Source organism: Flavobacterium hibernum (assembly GCF_000832125.1).
In the GTDB taxonomy this organism is placed as follows: Bacteria; Bacteroidota; Bacteroidia; order Flavobacteriales; family Flavobacteriaceae; genus Flavobacterium; species Flavobacterium hibernum.
This window is the reverse complement of sequence record NZ_JPRK01000009.1, coordinates 120,832-135,360: the sequence shown is the minus strand read 5'-3', so window position 1 is coordinate 135,360 and position 14,529 is coordinate 120,832. Positions and strand designations below refer to the sequence as shown.

The window sequence follows — 14,529 nt, the reverse complement described above, 5'->3', positions numbered from 1 at the left end:
TTTGTTAAATTTGCAACCTATCGAGGTTATTTTGAAATACCATCTCGATTAACTATTTTTTTATGAAAGAAGAAATAAACGCTTATAATAATGTTTTAGAGTTAATAGGAAATACCCCTCTTATTAAACTAAATAAAATCACCGAAGACTTAGAAGGAAATTTCTACGCGAAGGTAGAAGCTTTTAATCCAGGACATTCCTCAAAAGATAGAATAGCGTTATATATCATTGAAGAGGCTGAGAAAAGAGGAATTCTATCACCAGGAGATACCATAATCGAAACGACATCTGGTAATACAGGTTTTAGTTTGGCAATGGTAAGCATTATAAAAGGCTACAATTGTATTTTGGCTGTAAGTTCAAAATCATCGAAAGATAAAATTGACATGTTGAGAAGTTTAGGGGCTAAAGTTTATGTTTGTCCGGCTCACGTTTCTGCAGATGATGAGAGATCTTACTATAATGTAGCCAAACGTCTACACGAAGAAACAAAAGGCTCAGTTTACATCAATCAATACTTTAATCAGTTAAACATTGATGCACACTACAACACAACAGGGCCTGAAATTTGGGAACAAACAAAAGGACAAATAACGCATCTTATTGCTTGTAGCGGAACTGGAGGAACAATCTCAGGAACAGCAAAATATTTAAAAGAGCAAAATCCAAATATTAGAATTTTAGGTGTGGATGCTTTTGGATCTGTTTTAAAGAAATACCACGAAACCAGAGAGTTCGACAATAAAGAAATTTATCCTTATCGTATTGAAGGATTAGGTAAAAACTTAATTCCATCAGCGACAGACTTCGATATCATCGATAAATTCATAAAAGTGACGGATGAGGAAAGTGCTCACTCTGCAAGAGAGATTACTAGAAAAGAAGGTTTATTTGTTGGATATACTTCCGGAGCAGTAATGCAAGCCATTAAGCAATATGCAGAAGAGGGTGAGTTTACTAAAGATAGTAATATTATCGCTATTTTTCCTGATCACGGTTCTCGCTATATGAGCAAAGTATTTAGTGATGACTGGATGAATGAGCAAGGATTCTTTGACAGTGTCAATGAAGAAGAAGTTCAAAAAATTGAATTTGTGAAGTAATTTTTAATTACGCTCTATAATATAAAACTCCGTCTACGTTAGTAGACGGAGTTTTTTTATGGTTAGATTTTAGACTAAATATTAGATGATAAAGAATATAAGACCATTTCTTTAAGATATTGAATTTAAATTTGTAATTGTAAATACCGTATTTATACGTAAGATTTTTAATCTTTTTGCTGAGATAAATTTATTATTTTAATATTATTTCTGCGAGTATAAAAAATCGATTAGCTGTTTTAAATCCTGAAATTTGGTTATTTGAACGATTATTTAGGTTAGTTATCGGAAAAATTTTCGGCGAAATGCATAATAATTTAGTTTAGCAGTGTTAAAATGACACATTGTTTTTTAATCCCCTAAAATCTACTATTATGAAAAAATTACTACTCACTTTGATGTTTGTAAGTTATTTGAATGTGAATGCTCAAAATCCAATTCAAGAGTTTGCTTTCAATGGTACTTTGAATAATACTGATAATACTTCCTCTTTTATCGGTACGAACAATTTTGTAAACGATAGATCTGGAGCTGCTAAATCTGCTCAACGGCTAACTAATAAAGCAATGGAAGCAGTTATAGACAATCTTCCTCAAGGCAATAGTGCAAGATCAGTTAGTATTTGGGTAAAATTTAATTCTATTTCTGCTCCAAATTACGTTTGGGGTTATGGAACAGCTTATAGCGCTCAATATTGTGGATTGTTACAACAAGGAACTACTTCTTCTAATTCAGACCTTAGTTTGGCAGGTTGGGGTGCTAGTAATGATGTTATTGTTTCTACTCCGCTGGCAAAAGATGTTTGGTATCAATATACAATAACATTCGACGGAAAGGTTTCAAAAGTATACCGTGACGGAGAAATGCTGAAATCTGTAGATGGAATTTCACGTTCAACAAAAGGAAATATTTTTAGACTTGGAGAAATAAACACTACAGTTGGTATAAATGCTGATATAGACGATTTAAAGATCTATAGCGTTGCATTGACAGATGAACAGGTAAAAGAGTATTATAACATATCTAAAGCTATTGTTCCTGTTATTGTCGCTGCTGAAACGGTTGCTGTAAAAACAGATAAAAAAATAGTAGTGAAAACGAAAACAGTTGCTAAGCCAGTTGTAACAAGTACAATTATTTCTACAGCTGATGTAAATTCTGGTGGAAAAAATGTTGAGGTTTTCTCGCAAGGACAAAAAGTATTAGGCAGCAATGCAACAAATATTAATGATTTACCTGAAGGAACTTATTTGTTGAAAATAACAAATACTCCTGTAAAAAAGATGACGGCAAATTAAAAACATTTTTTGGGTTAAAAAATAAACTGTTAGTTTATTAAATTGTTAGTAGCATTAAATATTTTTGAATAGTGAAAAAGCCTTCTTAAGTTTAACTTTAGAAGGCTTTTAAATTTATTGTCTGTTGCGATTATTAGCTTATAACACTTATAACCACAAATAAGATTACTAAAATAATTAAAGCAAATTTGGTGTATTTTGATGTTTGCATAAAGTGATAATTTAAATTAATTTAGATTTGAAACTTTGCAAATATAATAGTTTATCTAATAATTTTTTAGGGTATTTGCTTCTCTAGCTTTTTTTTCGTTTTTCTTCTTATACTTAAATAGTAAAATAAAGCTGGTACTGTAGCAATCATAAATACCTGAGAAGTCCAATATTGACGCATTTCATATGAAAAAGGGCTATTAATTTTGTTGTCCATTCTTCTATAGATTATTTTATCATTTATATTTTTAATTCGCCAAATTGGAATTTTATTTCTGTTGAAATTGGTAGCTGAAACAATATTCATTGGTATTGAAATTCCAATCTTCAATTTATCAGACTTGCAATATCCATGAAATATCCATGTAGTTTTATTGCTACCTATACTTGATGGTCTTGTTTCTTCATTAACAAGCAGAGTGTCTGGAGAATAATTTTTTTGAGGATCTAATGAGGCATAAAATATTTTAGTTTTATAAAAATCGTTTACTATTTCAGTTGCAAGAATTGATAATCCTAAAAATATAAGGATTAAGGAAAGTGTTTTCATAAACCTAATTGTTTTCTATTAGTGTCATAAATATATTAAAATCAATCAAAAAAAAACTCCAGATTTCTCTGGAGTGTAATTTTTGAAGAAAAAAAGATATTACTCTTCTTTCATCGTATGATAAACGTTCATTACGTCATCATCCTCTTCGATTTTTTCTATTAATTTTTCAACATCAGCGATTTGAGCTTCAGTAAGTTCTTTGGTAATTTGCGGAATACGCTCAAAACCTGAAGATAAAATTTCTAATCCTCTGTTTTCTAATTCTTTTTGTAAAGCTCCAAAGCTTCCAAAAGGCGCATAGATTAAGATTCCGTCTTCATCTTCAAAAACTTCTTCGGCACCAAAATCAATTAGTTCTAATTCTAATTCTTCAGGATCAAGATTACCTTTGGCAATTCTGAAATTACAAGTATGATCAAACATAAATTCAACAGAACCTTGAGTTCCCATTGTTCCGTTGCATTTATTAAAATAGCTACGAATGTTTGCTACAGTTCTATTATTGTTGTCAGATGCAGTTTCGATCAAAATAGCAATTCCATGAGGAGCATATCCTTCAAAAAGAATTTCTTTATAATTGGCAGTGTCTTTATTACTTGCATTTTTAATTGCGCGCTCCACATTGTCCTTAGGCATGTTAGCGGCTTTTGCATTTTGTATAACAGCTCTTAATCTAGAATTGGCATCTGGGTTAGGGCCACCTTCTTTAACAGCCATTACGATGTCTTTACCAATACGGGTAAATGTTTTAGCCATTGCTGACCAACGTTTCATTTTTCTTCCTTTTCTAAATTCGAACGCTCTTCCCATTACTAATTTTTTATTTTGAGATGCAAAAATACGGTTATTCCTTATTTATGCAAAATCAATGATTAAGTTTTTTTGATTTGTTTCTAGTTTGGATTGTGTAGATTTTACCGCAAAGCACGCAAAGTTTTCATCATTAAAGATTTTATGAAAAAAAAAGTTCGCAAAGCTTTGCGTTCTTTGCGTTTATTAACGCCATTAATAGCAAAAACTTTGCGCACTTTGCGGTTAAAATTATTCTCATTTCATATTCTAAACCTATTTCGAACTATTAAATTCATTAATTACGTTAACAGCTTCGTTTAAGTAAGGATTTGTTTTCAAGTTATCCATCTGGTGCTGGTTTATAGTTTTGTCGTTTGGATAAACACCCAGTAAAAACTGATTAACGCTAGAATTATAGACATCTAAAGGATTATTTTCATCATTAAATGTATTGATTTCTGTCCAAAGAGAGTTTAATACTTTCTTTTGATTAAAAACAGCATCGAGAGTCATTGGTAACTCCGCTTTTGGAGTATTAACCAACTTATCAATTTTTACATTTATTTTTTTAATATTGGTAAAAAAGTAATTGTCTGCCAAACGTGCTGAACTGTTCTTAGCCAGTTTATCAATAAGACTTCTTTTGGCATAAGGTCTAAATTTTAGAGATGTCTGAATGCTATCATTTTTAATTGCGGTTGGAAAATCGCTTTCCTTCTGATAAATACCTTCATAAAACTCAGGCAAAACTACATCTGGAGTAACCCCAATATATTGGTGGCTTTTTCCGGTAACTCTGTAAAATTTATTGATACTAAGCTTTAAAAAATCAGTGTTTTTATGTTCGTCAAGCGAAAGAATAGTTTGCATTGTTGCTTTTCCAAGAGTTGTACTTCCTATTAATAAGGCTCGGTTGTAATCCTGCAATATAGAAGAGAAAAATTCACTTGCCGAAGCCGTATTACTATTCACTAAAATTACAATTGGACCTTTATAAATGAGACCTTTAAACGGATCATTTATTACAGATTTGACTTGATTGTTATCAACAACAATCGAAAGCGGACCGTAATCAATAAACATTCCGGCTAATTTTATAGCTTCTTCCATTGATCCTCCGCCATTGTCAATTAGATCAATTACAAGACCTTTAATATTATCCTTTTCTAGTTTTATTACTTCACGAGCAACATCATCGGCACAACCTTTTCGGCTTGTACCGTCTAAATCTGCATAAAAACTCGGAATTTTAATATATCCAATCTTACTGTCTTTTCCAATAATGAAGCTAAAAACAGAATTTTCTTCATCCTTCATTACTTGCTTCTCAATATAAACATCAAAACTTTTACCTGAGTTTCGCTTTAGCGTAAGCGTAATACTTTTATTAGATTCAGATAGAATCATATTCGAAATCGATTCTAATGAAGCGCACGAAACCTGTAAAGTTTCTTTTTGATTGGATATTGAAATAATCTGATCTCCTTTTTTTATTTGTCCCGTTTGGTAAGCCGGACCATTTGGGTCTAATTCGGCGATAATAATTTCATTTTTTTCGTTCAGATTCACAGTCATTCCCAAAGACAAATGCTCCTTTGATAATGAAGCTACAAAACTTGTTTTAGAATCATCACTAAAATAAGCCGTGTGCGGATCAAAGTACGTGCAGAAAAAATTATAGAATTTTTCTTCCTGCTTTGTATTATTCTCCAAAAGTGTACTTATTCGGCAAATTTCATTTGAAAGAATTAATTTTTTGGATTTTAGTTCAATAGATTTAAAATTGGCTTTAATCGAATCCAGATTATCACTCGTTTCAGCGATATCGTCCAGAATTTGATAACGAAGTTTTTTCAGCCAAACCTTCTCTATATCTTCGCTTTTAAGGTAAAATGGAAACGATTTTTTATAAAATCGAATCGTATCTTTTTTGCTGTAATCGATAGGTTCTCTCTGAATCTTCTCCAGAACAGTTTTGGTTCTCAAGAGTGCCTTTCTATAAGTGCTCGTAATGTCTGTTAAAAAACTGCAATCATCACTCAGAATAAAATCGTCTAAGGTTGTGCGATATTTTGTTGACATATCGTTGTATTCAGTCTTCAAAAATAGGTTTCTCGAAGGATCTAATTCATTAATTAAATTGTCAAAAACAAAAACAGATAAGCTATCATCAACTGGCTTTGGCCTAATATGTTCTGCCTGAATAAGTGCATTTATTTTGTTTACTATTTCACAAGTTGGATCACTATTTTGACTAAATAGTGCAGTTGTTGAAAACAGGAATACTAATAATAATTTTTTCATAAATCGAAATCTTCGTTTAGACTAAAGTTACGTTTATTTTTAGTTATAAATCCTATTTTTTTACTCTAAAATTTCTTACATCAAAACAGTTTGATTTAATTAATACTAAGTGTCTAGTAATCATTTTAGTTAGAATCTTAAACAAAAAAAAATGCGTTACTAAAAGCAACGCATTTTCAATATATAGGTTTTAAAACTTATTTCTTGTAAAAAGGTAATTTAACCACTTTTGCAGGAACATCATTTTTTCTAATTCTAATAAAAATATCACTATCAACAGCACTGTTGTTTACAGTAACATATCCTAAACCAATTCCTTTATTCATAGATGGAGACATCGTTCCAGAAGTTACAATACCAATTACAGCACCTTCAGCATCAACAATTTCGTAATCGTGTCTTGGCACCGCACGTTCTTGCATTTCAAAAGCGACTAATTTTCTGGTAACACCAACTTCTTTTTGTTTTTTCAAACTTTCAGAGTTCGTAAATTCTTTAGTAAATTTAGTAATCCATCCCAATCCGGCTTCAAGTGGAGAAGTAGTATCGTTGATATCGTTTCCGTATAAACAGAATCCCATTTCTAAACGCAAGGTATCACGAGCAGCCAATCCAATTGGTTTAATTCCAAAAGCAGCGCCAGCCTCAAAAACTTTGTTCCAAATAGTTTCAGCATTCTCGTTTTTACAGTAAATTTCAAATCCGCCAGAACCAGTATAACCAGTTGCAGAGATAATTACATCGTTAAAACCAGCAAAATCACCAACTTCAAAATGGTAATAAGGAATCGCAGCCAAATCTAAAGAAGATAAAGATTGCATCGCCTCAACCGCTTTTGGTCCCTGAATTGCCAATAAAGAATAATCATCAGAAAGGTTTTTCATCTCAACACCCAAATCATTGTGCGAAGAAATCCAGTTCCAATCTTTTTCAATATTCGAAGCATTTACCACAAGTAAATACTCTTCATCTTTCATTTTATAAACAATCAAATCATCTACAATTCCGCCTTCGTTGTTAGGCAAACAAGAATATTGCGCTCTACCAATTGTCAAAGTCGAAGCATCGTTTGAAGTAACTTTTTGAATCAAAGCCAAAGCATTTGGACCTGTCAACAAAAACTCACCCATGTGTGAAACATCAAAAACGCCCACACTATTACGAACAGTTTCGTGTTCAGCGTTAATTCCTTCGTAAGTAATAGGCATATTGTAACCAGCAAAAGGCAGCATTTTTGCTCCTAAACTCTCATGTATGTGCGTTAGCGCAGTATTTTTCATTGTGTCGTTTTATAAAATTGTGTCGCAAATTTATTCAAAAAATATCAAATTTTAGTAGTCTAAATTATAAATTTCGCAATGATTAGGAGCTATTTCCTGCTATCCGCTATATCTTTTGTTTTCTAAAGAAAAAAACAAAAGGATATCGCTCCTATCAGGGCTAGCGACTTTTAGGAAACAAGAAACACTTTCTTCTTCAATTTTTTATGTAACTTTAAAGTATAAATCATTCCAATGAAAGATCCTCTTTTAATAACAAAAAATGAAATACTGAGATTTTACAAACCCGTAAATCCTCATACACATAAAGGACTTCAGGGCCATGCTGTGATTATTGCCGGAAGTTATGGCAAAATAGGAGCAGCAGTTTTAGCATCAAAAGCTTGTTTAAAATCTGGTTGCGGACTCGTAACGACTTTTGTACCAAAATGCGGTTATCAAATACTGCAAATATCAATTCCGGAAGTTATGGTTGTCACCGATGAAAATGCCAATTTCATAACCAATATCCATCTACCTTTAATCCCGCAAGTAATAGCAATTGGACCTGGGATAGGGCAGGAGCTTGGAACTCAAAAAGCGTTATTCGAATTTTTAAGAACAAACAGAATACCATTAGTTCTCGATGCCGATGCGCTAAACATTTTGGCACAAAATCAATCGTGGCTGGAGTTAGTTCCCGAAAACACGATTTTGACTCCGCATCCAAAAGAATTGGAGCGCTTAATTGGAAAGTGGAATTCTGAATCGGAAAAATTTCAAAAAACGGTCGCTTTCTCTGAGAAATATAAAGTAATCGTGGTTATGAAAGGTGCGCCAACACACATCATTAATAAAAACGAAATCTACAAAAATACTACAGGAAATGCTGCACTTGCAACTGCTGGTAGTGGCGACACCTTAACGGGAATAATTACAAGTTTTCTGGCACAAGGCTACGAACCAAAATATGCTGTGAAACTAGGTGTATTTCTGCATGGTTTAACGGCTGATATTGCTTTACCTCAAACAGGTTATCAATCGTTTATTGCCTCAGATATTATTGAGAATCTTGGAAAAGCTTTTTTAGAATTAGATAATTAGAAAATTTGGCAATTAGATAATTGATTTAATTCTAATTTTACTTGAAAATTGGGTTGTCAGGCTGAGCGATCCCGATCCCGAAGCTTCGGGACGGGAGAAGCCCACGTTTCAATTGGCTCGCCTTCGACTCCGCTCAGGATGACAAAAAGGAAGCAAAAATGAAAAAAACTGCGTTAATCTGCGTCATCGCTTTAGCGAATCTGTTTCATCCGCGTACTTTAAACAGTAACAACTTTAAAATCATTCTTAGCGTAAAACTTTGCAATTAAAAAAAATCTAAAATCTAAACTCTACGATCAGAAATCTAAATTCGTAAGTTTGTATTATGAAAAACAATTTCGATCTCAGAACGGTAAACGTTACACGTTACATCACGCCTTTGCGCGAAGGCGGTTCTCTACCAGCTTTGGCAGAAGCCGATGACGATTTTAAATATGTCTTAAAATTTAAAAGAGCCGGTCATGGTGTAAAAGCTTTGATTGCCGAATTAGTTGGCGGACAAATTGCAAAAGCTCTAAAATTGCAGCTTCCAGAATTGGTTTTTGCTCATCTTGATGAAGCTTTTGGTAGAAGCGAGGGCGACGAAGAAATTCAAGATTTACTGCAAGGAAGTCAGGGATTAAATCTTGCATTACACTTTTTATCTGGTGCTATTACTTTTGATCCGGTTGTAACAACAATAGACGCTAAGCTGGCTTCACAAATTGTTTGGTTAGATGCTTATATCACTAATGTTGACAGAACATTTAGAAATACTAATATGTTAATTTGGCATAAAGAATTATGGCTAATTGATCATGGTGCATGTTTGTATTTTCATCATTCCTGGAACAATTGGGAACAACATGCCAAAAGTCCATTTGCATTGATAAAAGATCACGTTTTATTGCCACAAGCTACACTTTTAAAAGAGGTTGATACCGAATTTAAAGCGCTTTTAACGCATGAAATTCTGGAAGATATTGTAAATACGATTCCGCTAGAATGGTTGCAATGGGAAGATACAGATGAAACTCCCGAAGCATTAAGAAACGTATACTTACAGTTTTTACAGACCCGATTAAACAATTCAGAAATCTTTGTAAATCAAGCCCAAAATGCAAGATAGTCACTTATATGAGTATGCCGTAATTCGTGTGGTACCAAGAGTGGAACGCGAAGAATTCCTAAACATCGGAATTATTTTATTTTGCAAAAAAGCCAAATTTATAAAAGTATTACACTACATAAACGATGCTAAAATTGAAGCATTATCAAACGATTTTGACATTGAACAATTGCATTGTAACATAACTGCATTAGAAAAAATTGCAAACGGAGTTAAAGATGGCGGCCCAATTGGCGAAATGGATATTCCGGAACGTTTTAGATGGCTAACAGCGATTCGTAGTTCGGCAATTCAAACATCAAGACCACACCCAGGTTTGTCTGAAGATTTAGAAAAAACAATTCAAAGATTATTTAGCGAATTGGTTTTGTAGGTTCTTTAGGTTCAAAGGTGCAGAGTAACAAAGGTTCAAAGGTTTTTTACGGCAGTGCGTCTAAGATATTTTATAAAAAGAATCTCGCGAAGTCGCAGAATCGCAAAGAATATCAAACTTTGCGACTTCGCGACTTTGCGAGATAATATATTAGTTCTATAATTAGAAAAAGAACTATTTTTTATTAAAACGATCCACAAGTATTACCAGAAAAAGTAGCACCTGCTCCTGCAGTAATATCTGCTTTAACCGCTGTTGCTGCTAATGTTAAAATAGAATAAGGTGGAGTAAACGCAGTGTTGCTTCCGGCTGTGTTTCCAGTTGTATTTACGAAAGAGTTTCCAACTGCTGTAACTGCTGTGTATCCAGTCATTAAATCTATTGGAGTCTTAACACCTTCAAAAACATTGTTTTCTACGCGAATATCGGCTTCAAAACCTGCCGCAATACATTTGTTAGTTACTGTACTATTAAAGTAACTGTTAATAATGTGTATTTTACCAAAACGAACTCTAGGCATTCTTTCTTTGCAGCCTGCAGCCCACCAGCAACGAGCAAAAGTAATTCTTAGTTTTCCACGATCAGCAGTTGCACCGTCACTAGAACCAATTAAATTCGAGAATCTGTGATCATCTGTTCCTCCCGAGCCTCCCGCTTTTGGCGCTTTTAGGTAAGTAAATTTGGTATAAGAAACAGTCACATAATCAGACTTGTTTTTGATGTCAAAGTTTCCATCAACACCATCTCTAAATTCGCAGTGATCTACCCATACATTTTGACAATCGTCCAAAATAGCATTGTCCCAACCATCAGTGTCATAAGCACCAGGTCCTTCAAAAATTAAATTTCTGATGATTAAATTCGTACATCTTTTAATGTTGATAATACCAGAACCATCTTTAGTTTGATCTGTCGATACCAGTTTTGCTCCACTTGCACCATAAATAGTTTTACCCGTTTGATCTTGCAAGGACAATCTTGCCGTGATAGTAATTGTACCCGTAACTTTTATCACCTTAACGGCGCTGTTTTCAATTGCTAATTTTAATTGAGCATAATTACTAACAACCGTTTCGGGAGATGTTCCTCCACCTGTAGTTCCTCCGTTTTGAGAAGCCCATCCAGGAACTTCAGTACAGTTTCCAACTTTTGCTGTTGCACTGCCGGTAATAGGTGTTGTGGTTTCGATAATTGCATTTTCGCTACTTTGTGGAGTGGCAATTTCTTCGGAGTTGCAGCTTGCGAATCCAAAAACTAGTGTTAGGGCTAACACTGTACAAATTGATTTAAGTTTCATAATATTAAGTGTGGTTTTAAATAGTTAATACTGCAAATCTGCTTATAATTTGTATGAATAATGTTGAACAAGTTCAATGTTTTGAAAATATTTTACTGTTAATTATGTATTTCGTAACCATCACATTACAAAAAATTATATTTTTACGTAATCGATTACATTATTTTTCATTCATTCACCTACTTACGCCCCTGAGTAAGAATAAAAGTAAAAACCACATGTATAAAAACCTACGATTAAGCATTGAACGCAAATTTCTACTCACTGATGAGGAATGGAATTTTGTTGTTGAAAAAACAGAATTTATTAAACTTAAAAAAAATGAATACCTACAAATTCAGGATTCAAACAGTTCTTATGAAGGTTTCATTTTAAAAGGAGCCTTTAAAACCTACATTTTAAATGACAACGGAACCGAAAGTGTAATTTTCTTCTCTTTCGAAAACGAATGGATGTGTGATATCGAAAGTTTTTACCATCAAAAACCAACAACCTACAATATTAAAGCCATCGAAGACAGTGAGATTTTGGTGATTAACAAAACCAATAAAGCACTTTTGTTTGAACAAGTACCAAAGTTACTTCAGTTTCATATTCTTATAGTCGAAAAGGCTAATATCGCCATTCAGCAAAGATTAGTCGATGTTTTAAATAAAACTTCTAAACAACGATATTTGGAATTTATTGAGAGATACGCACACAAAATAGATAAGATTAACAATAGAAATTTATCCTCTTATCTTGGTGTTTCGCATGAATTTTTGTCAAAGATTAAGAAGAGATGCTGAGTTGGTGAGGTACTGAGTTGCTTAGGCATTAAGGTTCAAAGGTATATTGTAGAGACGCACAGCTGTGCGTCTAACGTTGTATTTAAAATCTCGCAAACGCGCGAAGACGCAAGGTTTTATTTTTCTTTGCGTCTCTGCGTCTTTGCGAGCAAATTTCACGTACGTAATAAAAAAACTAAATTTTCTTCTCCACACATTAGCAGATTAAAAATCTAATATTCCATAAAGACATTCATTAGAAGAATGAAGCATTACATTTTCCTTTTCAGGATTTTCAATGACTAATAAATCATAAGGTTCTAGATCATAACAATTCTCATTAATTTTAATAGTTGTTATATCCAGAGAAAATAAAAATAGTATTTCAGCATCACAATTCTGACTACTATTCGTTATTCTCAGTTTGTGATGGACAACTTTTTCAGAAACCATCCAATTAAAATCAATACCTTTTGTATAGGAAGTAATCTCGTCATCCGAATTAAATTTCATGATTTCATACTTCTCATATACTTTTTTTTCTTTGTTTATCTCAATATCTAAGCAGTTATCAAGCATAGCCAAGTATCGATAGTAGCCCTTAAATTTGGTGAACACTGAAGGTACTTTCTCTATTGTAGCACTGCTTATTCTAAATATAAAATCTCTATCGGCATAGTTAGCTGTTTTTGGATATATCATATATTCATATGTTAATCCGCCACTCCATATAGAGGCTTTACTATTTTTTTTAGGGACAAGTCTTATGTACATTTTTCTATTTTTAATGAGAAATCAAAAGTAAAACGGATTGTTTTCTTGACCCTTAAATTTTCTTCTCCAAATAAATAAACTCCAAAGGGTTTTCCGAAATCGTAACATGAATTTCGCTTTCAGGAAAAGCTTCTCTTTCGCCAGTATCAACATATCCGTGACGTTTGTACCACGCAACAAGCTCTTCACGAACAGAAATTACCGTCATAATAATACTAGATAAACCTAAAGCTTTGGCGTGATTTTCGGCTTCAGCCAAAAGTTTTTTTCCAATTCCACTGTTTTGAAGTTCTGGCGAAACGGTAAGCATTCCCAAGTACAATTGATGTTCCTTTTCAATCAATAAAACCGAACCAATAATTGTATTGTTATCTGTAAATTTCAGAATTGTATTTTTAGGATCCAGTAATGTTTCTGTTAGTTCTTCTTCATTGGTTCTTTTTCCTTCTAATAAATTGGCTTCGGTAGTCCAGCCTTTTTTTGAGGTTTCTCCTCTGTATGCAGAATTAATTAATATCGTTAATGCAGGAATATCTTGTAATGTTGCTTTTGTAATCATGGTATGCTATACACTTAATTATTTGTATATTAATTTAAAATTATTGCTTTAATCGACGGTTAAACTTAGATTTTTTAAACGCGTCAACCATAGTATTTTTGTCATTTTCATTGTTGTAATTTATGTTTACGCCAAAATCATAACCATTAATAAGCTTGTTGTATAAAATTTGGTTTAGAATTACTTTTCCATCTGGAGCATAAATGGTGACATAATATGCATCAAATTCAAGGCCTTGTATAATTTCTTTTCTTGATGATGAATCGGCTTTGATATCATGATCTATGTAGGTTTGATAAATTAACTCTCGTACAGTTTTACCATTTTTTTTGTGATCTCCAGGATTCAGTTCTTTATATGGTTCCGAAGTTGAAACAAAGAGATTGAAATTGTCTTTCTGAAAACTGATTAGGTGTTTTAAAGCACTCATATCTACTCTTTTGCCAGATGATTTTTCAAGCGCTTTTTGGCCTTTTTCATCATTTTTTTCCATTTTATCTCTGGATATAATAGACCAGCCTTTGGGAATTTCTAATGTCCAGCCAATTTCTTTACTAGTGTAGATTTCATCCTTTACATTTCCTTCATCAAAAGGTTTATTAGAATCTTTTTTCCCGCAAGCAACTACTATTAATGAAATAAAGATTAAAAGTGTTTTTATAATTTTTTGGTTCATAGGTTTTTTTTATTGGAGTTATAAAAATTTAGATTTTACATAAAGTAAATTAAGTACTTTTTGGTTTTCGATTAATCAAATAGTAGTAAACGAAATGAGAAGATAAAACTAGTGTTAAACCAATATTCCAATAGATTTCAAAATAAGCAAATGCATTGTAAATACAAATAAGTGATGTTTTTTGTTTTTCGTCGTCAATCTTGAAATAAATAGGAAAGAAGATTAAAAAAAGTGATAAAAATATTGAAAGCACAATTAGTCTTCCATATTTGATTTTAAAGTAATCAACTAAACCATAACATAGCATTTGTACAATTAATATAATTAGAAAGAGTTTTTCCATTTTTAAAAT

General features: G+C 32.7%; 15 protein-coding genes. 6 read left to right on the top strand and 9 right to left on the bottom strand.

The annotated features are described in order from the left end of the window. The first annotated feature begins 62 nt into the window (after window positions 1-62). Window positions 63-1,103 (top strand): PLP-dependent cysteine synthase family protein, encoded by a 1,041-nt coding sequence (locus IW18_RS11835; protein ID WP_041517939.1) that lies wholly within the window; start codon window positions 63-65, stop codon window positions 1,101-1,103. A gap of 374 nt (window positions 1,104-1,477) precedes the next feature. Continuing rightward, entirely contained in the window at window positions 1,478-2,401 is a 924-nt protein-coding gene (locus IW18_RS11830; RefSeq protein WP_041517937.1) for a LamG domain-containing protein, read from the top strand. Window positions 2,402-2,678: 277 nt separating this feature from the next. Here IW18_RS11830 and IW18_RS11825 read toward each other — a convergent pair whose 3' ends face one another. The 4 genes from IW18_RS11825 to gcvT form a co-directional block, all read right to left on the bottom strand. Continuing rightward, complete coding sequence (locus tag IW18_RS11825) at window positions 2,679-3,161, bottom strand: hypothetical protein (RefSeq protein ID WP_041517936.1); 483 nt, start codon at window positions 3,159-3,161, stop codon at window positions 2,679-2,681. A 99-nt stretch (window positions 3,162-3,260) separates the two neighbouring features. Continuing rightward, window positions 3,261-3,974 carry a YebC/PmpR family DNA-binding transcriptional regulator gene (locus IW18_RS11820; RefSeq protein WP_007811539.1) on the bottom strand — a complete coding sequence of 238 codons (714 nt, stop codon included), beginning with the start codon at window positions 3,972-3,974 and terminating at the stop codon, window positions 3,261-3,263. A gap of 255 nt (window positions 3,975-4,229) precedes the next feature. Continuing rightward, window positions 4,230-6,260: a S41 family peptidase gene (locus IW18_RS11815; protein WP_041517935.1), complete on the bottom strand. Its 2,031-nt coding sequence runs from the start codon at window positions 6,258-6,260 to the stop codon at window positions 4,230-4,232. Window positions 6,261-6,457: 197 nt separating this feature from the next. Beyond that, entirely contained in the window at window positions 6,458-7,540 is a 1,083-nt protein-coding gene (gcvT, locus tag IW18_RS11810; RefSeq protein ID WP_041517934.1) for a glycine cleavage system aminomethyltransferase GcvT, read from the bottom strand. A gap of 234 nt (window positions 7,541-7,774) precedes the next feature. Here gcvT and IW18_RS11805 point away from each other — a divergent pair, with 234 nt between their 5' ends. From IW18_RS11805 to IW18_RS11795, 3 genes are all read left to right on the top strand, one after another. Next, complete coding sequence (locus IW18_RS11805) at window positions 7,775-8,623, top strand: NAD(P)H-hydrate dehydratase (protein WP_041517933.1); 849 nt, start codon at window positions 7,775-7,777, stop codon at window positions 8,621-8,623. A gap of 325 nt (window positions 8,624-8,948) precedes the next feature. Then, window positions 8,949-9,731, top strand: a complete 783-nt coding sequence (locus tag IW18_RS11800; RefSeq protein WP_041517931.1) for a HipA family kinase — start codon at window positions 8,949-8,951, stop codon at window positions 9,729-9,731. Next, the gene (locus IW18_RS11795) at window positions 9,721-10,104 is read left to right on the top strand and encodes a DUF3037 domain-containing protein (protein ID WP_041517930.1); all 384 of its coding nucleotides are present in this window, start codon (window positions 9,721-9,723) and stop codon (window positions 10,102-10,104) included. Before IW18_RS11800 ends, IW18_RS11795 begins: the two co-directional genes overlap by 11 nt. Window positions 10,105-10,288: 184 nt before the next feature. On the opposite strand, the gene IW18_RS11790 is transcribed toward IW18_RS11795, so the two are convergent. Continuing rightward, on the bottom strand, window positions 10,289-11,401 hold the full coding sequence (locus IW18_RS11790; protein WP_041517929.1) for a pectate lyase family protein: 1,113 nt from the start codon (window positions 11,399-11,401) through the stop codon (window positions 10,289-10,291). Between the two features lie 218 nt (window positions 11,402-11,619). Here IW18_RS11790 and IW18_RS11785 point away from each other — a divergent pair, with 218 nt between their 5' ends. Then, window positions 11,620-12,189 (top strand): Crp/Fnr family transcriptional regulator, encoded by a 570-nt coding sequence (locus IW18_RS11785; protein WP_041517927.1) that lies wholly within the window; start codon window positions 11,620-11,622, stop codon window positions 12,187-12,189. Between the two features lie 204 nt (window positions 12,190-12,393). Here IW18_RS11785 and IW18_RS11780 read toward each other — a convergent pair whose 3' ends face one another. From IW18_RS11780 to IW18_RS11765, 4 genes are read right to left on the bottom strand one after another with little or no spacing between them, the layout of a single operon-like run. Beyond that, window positions 12,394-12,942 (bottom strand): HutD family protein, encoded by a 549-nt coding sequence (locus tag IW18_RS11780; RefSeq protein WP_052480150.1) that lies wholly within the window; start codon window positions 12,940-12,942, stop codon window positions 12,394-12,396. A 52-nt stretch (window positions 12,943-12,994) separates the two neighbouring features. Then, a complete protein-coding gene (locus tag IW18_RS11775; RefSeq protein ID WP_041517926.1) occupies window positions 12,995-13,501 on the bottom strand; it encodes a GNAT family N-acetyltransferase in 507 nt (168 codons plus the stop codon). Between the two features lie 40 nt (window positions 13,502-13,541). Beyond that, the gene (locus IW18_RS11770; protein ID WP_041517924.1) at window positions 13,542-14,177 is read right to left on the bottom strand and encodes a hypothetical protein; all 636 of its coding nucleotides are present in this window, start codon (window positions 14,175-14,177) and stop codon (window positions 13,542-13,544) included. Window positions 14,178-14,226: 49 nt separating this feature from the next. Further along, complete coding sequence (locus IW18_RS11765; RefSeq protein ID WP_041517922.1) at window positions 14,227-14,520, bottom strand: hypothetical protein; 294 nt, start codon at window positions 14,518-14,520, stop codon at window positions 14,227-14,229. Between the last annotated feature and the right edge of the window lie 9 nt (window positions 14,521-14,529).